The 3,810-nt window shown below is 48.8% G+C and carries 3 protein-coding genes; all 3 read left to right on the forward strand.

What is annotated here, in order from left to right; all coding sequences use genetic code 11:
- Window positions 1–815 precede the first annotated feature (815 nt).
- A complete protein-coding gene (locus BQ17_RS02265) occupies window positions 816–1,352 on the forward strand; it encodes a lytic transglycosylase domain-containing protein (protein ID WP_141699045.1) in 537 nt (178 codons plus the stop codon).
- A gap of 567 nt (window positions 1,353–1,919) precedes the next feature.
- Complete coding sequence (locus BQ17_RS02270; protein ID WP_218068017.1) at window positions 1,920–2,981, forward strand: 3-oxoacyl-[acyl-carrier-protein] synthase III C-terminal domain-containing protein; 1,062 nt, start codon at window positions 1,920–1,922, stop codon at window positions 2,979–2,981.
- A 50-nt stretch (window positions 2,982–3,031) separates the two neighbouring features.
- Window positions 3,032–3,810, forward strand: a 779-nt coding sequence (locus tag BQ17_RS02275) for a sensor histidine kinase family protein (RefSeq protein ID WP_218068018.1), incomplete at its 3' end; no start/stop codon positions are given.

The following is a 3,810-nucleotide window of genomic DNA, read 5'->3' on the forward strand; positions in this document are numbered from 1 at the left end:
GCCGACAAAGTGTCGGCGGTTCCGGGGACGCTGGGACCGCCGTCTTTCAGACGGCTTACCCACCCAATGACCAGCTGCCGGCAACGGTCAGAGCAGACGCCTTGTGGGCCGCACCGGATAACGCCGGACCGCCGGCAGGTTCGCCCGTGTATACCCAATGGTGGACACCAGCCTGATGCTCTGTGCGGCGCGGAGCAACCAGGTTCCCACGCGCCGCGTGGGAACGTGAAAAACCGCGTCGGGCGTCACCTTTTACGACACTCTCTCCAAGAGAGGGTTGGGGAGAGGGGATCAAAAAGATGAATCTCTCTAGGTTAACACTTATGAATTTACCACCACCGGGCAGTTTTTCGACCTGGATGCGCCGTGAGTGCGCCCTTTCTCGGAGGCGCACAGAAATAACATAGTAGAAACAGAAACTTAGGATCATACAACACGAGATAGGCCATTCCTGTGTTGCCGTTTTTGGCAGATTGAGGTTACTCACACCAAGTGTGAATACTTGCAGGCGTTTGCAACATGCTATGCTGTGATCATGTGATGTGCCCTACCGCCGGTTGGTGTTACAACTCAATGCCATGTAAGTTAAGTGTCACCGGTCGACAAACAAGAGGAGAAACGACGAATCACGCGAATCCTCACGGATCGATTCGCGCGTTTTGTCTTTTCTTTAACTTTTCGGTGGTCGGGCCAGGGGGCGTTCAGACTCGTTTGTATTCTCGACGCCGGGGCACGCTTTTGACCCGACCTGTCACGACAAGCGGCCGGTAGCTAACTTAATGGCGTTGAAAATCGGCCAGGATAATCTAAAGGTTATGAATATAGAAACACTACCGATCTTAAACGACACTGAGTCCCGCAAAAAAAGCATCATTGAAAATACGCCAGCAATTTTTGAAATCACAGAAAATCAGAGAGCGGTAGGAAAGGAGCCTCTTTATGAGATCGAGATCGCAAGTCAAGTTTACAAATGGTGCGGATTGATTATCCAAATCGCCAAAAAATACAAGATCGACTCAAATTTCGTTATGGCGATTATGTATATGGAAACTACTCATGGGTGGTACGACAGAATCCATCCTTCTAAAAGAACGATTCTTCCAATGAACATACACTATGGTTACTGGAAAAAACTTGGAGTAACCAAAGAGCTACTGGAATGCCCCTTCTATAACATAGAGTTTGGTGTCATTTTGCTATCTAGAATTCGGGATCGGATTGAAAAGCCGACCGTTAGAAAAATTGCGTCTATTTACAATCTTCTAGGGGCAAGAAAGGTAACGGACTATGGCGCACGAGTAGGGAGACTATACTACTTACAACCTTGGAGAAAGCGAGGGTGTGCGGTATGAAAAAAGCACTCTTGGTGTCTCTTTCCATATCAGTTCTACTTGGCATGTTTGCCCTCTACGCAGGTATGCAACACAATGCTATGGGTGAATTCTGTCGAGATGACAATTTAGATGTATGCAAAATTGATTACTTATATGCATCTTCTATTTTCTTGTCTTGGGTTGTCGTCTCGTTTCTCGCCCAAATTATAGCTATCTATCTGGTACGCATACTTATTCGGCTTAGTCATTACCTGACATTAGGGTCAAGTCAGACACGCCGATAAGGGACATGGGGTCTCGAGTCCAATGCATCCGGTCAGCAAGAAAGAGGAGAAACGACGAATCACGCGAATCCTCACGGATCGATTCGCGCGATTCGTAGTTTTTTCTTCCGCATCCTGATCGACCACGACACGCGGTCAGCAGCTAACTTAATGGCATTGTGTTACAACTGCCCTGGCCAAGCGGGCCGAAAGCGCGTTCCTGTTATCCAGCCGTGGCGCGGCTGGATTTCCTAATCCTTGAGTTGTGACCAAAAAGCGGAGATGACCATGAGTAAAGACAACTATCGAATTTTGATCCTAGATGATGATTTTTTGTCCAAACATGATTATTAAAAGTATTGCGGCAAGTCTCGGCTCAAGGCGGGTATCCAACGATGAAGTGATCGAGCTGATCAAGGAGCATTCGACTGCATACCAGGGTAACATCAAGCGCGCCACCAGAATTATCAGACAACTGTTGAAGACATCGGGATTAGAAGAACGGCGCTGGTGTGATCGCCACGAACAACCACTCGATCATGTGGCAATGGCGACCAACCAGGCCCTGTCCGAATGCTATCTGATGCCACCTTATATCGATTTGCTGATCTATGTCGGTGTCGGACGCGGCTTTTTAGAGCCCGGCAATAGCCATATGATAGCCAATGCACTCGGGTTCAACAAGGCCCAATGCTTTGATATTATCGATGCCTGTATGAGCTGGGTACGCGCCCTGCATCTGGTCGATTCCTTGTTCAAATCCGGGGCCTACAAAAATGCCATTATCATCAACGCCGAATTCAACATGATCGAGAATGGCCCCTTGTTCCCAAGGAATTTTGCCCTGAAGAACGAAGAACAGATCTATTATACCTTCCCGTCCTACAGCATCGGTGAAGCGGCGACGGCTACCCTCCTGATACCGAAAGAACCCGAAAATTTCGCGTTTAGTTTCTCGACCCGACCCGACTTGGCGGATCTGTGCACGATTCCCATGAACGGGTATGAGGATTTTTGTCACCCCAATGAATTGATCGGCGCCAACGGTCCGCTTCAATTTACCTCATTCGGTATCGATTTACATAAAAGTGGACAGGATGAATCCATTGCCGTGTATAAGGCAATGGCAAAGAACAAGAAGCAGGTCGATAAAATATTCGTCCATGCCTCATCGAAAAAGGAATGGGACTTGTATGGGCAGGCCATTGGTATAGCCGACAAGATACACCATATCTATCCCCTGACCGGAAACCTGGTCTCCGCATCCATCCCGGCCGCGATGGTCGACGCCATCAAGTCCGACCATTTAAAGCGGCATGAACGGGTCGCCTTGTGGGTGGGCTCCTCCGGCATGAGCTTCAATGCGACCCATTTCGTGTTTTAAGATCACCTGCATACCAGTGACGAAATCGTATTTTTCGAGGTGCCCCTAAAATGCATCAGCTGATCCATTATCTCAGCCGCACCCTGAAGCGAGGCACGCACAGAGCGCGATATAACATCATGTTGGTCGGCATTATCGGATTGATCGGCCACCCGCTTTACTGGGCAATCTGGGTATACCTGCTGCCACAACCCTACGAGAGTCCGTTGCTACGCTTTTCAGGTGCCGCAATTTGTGCCCCATTAGCCATGGTTAAATTCTGGCCCTCGGGACTCAAACGATTTTTGCCTGCTTATTGGCATTTCTCGATCTTATATGTCTTGCCTTTCACCTTCACTTACCTCATCTTGCAAAACGAATACAACCTGGTATGGCTGTTGTGCCACCTGGGAATGCTGTTTCTCCTGATGCAATTAGTACCTGAAATCCTTTGGTCTATTATTATTCTGGTTGCAGGTTCATCGGCCGGGGCAGCTTTATTTATTCTGGAAAAAGGGACTATTTCATTTGGCTCATTTAATCCTGAGTACATCCCTATAGCTTTATTCGCGTTGTTTGTGTGTACGCTTTTTCAATACATGGCACACAAAGCGATCAGAGACGAGGAAGAAATACTGGCTCGTGAAAGAGAGCGAAACAGAATATTCAAGGCATTATCCGGCAGTATCGCCCATGAGATGCGCAATCCGCTGGGACAGCTCCGCCACAGCCTCAATAGTATCCAAAACCAACTGCCGGCCTATCACCCGGACCGACCGACCGCGGCCCTGGATGAGACGTCCCTCGAACGCATCTATCAGGGGGTTGGTCACGGCCAGATGGCGGTCAA

The organism is Candidatus Thiosymbion oneisti, assembly GCF_900092655.1.
GTDB lineage: Bacteria > Pseudomonadota > Gammaproteobacteria > Chromatiales > Chromatiaceae > Thiosymbion > Thiosymbion oneisti.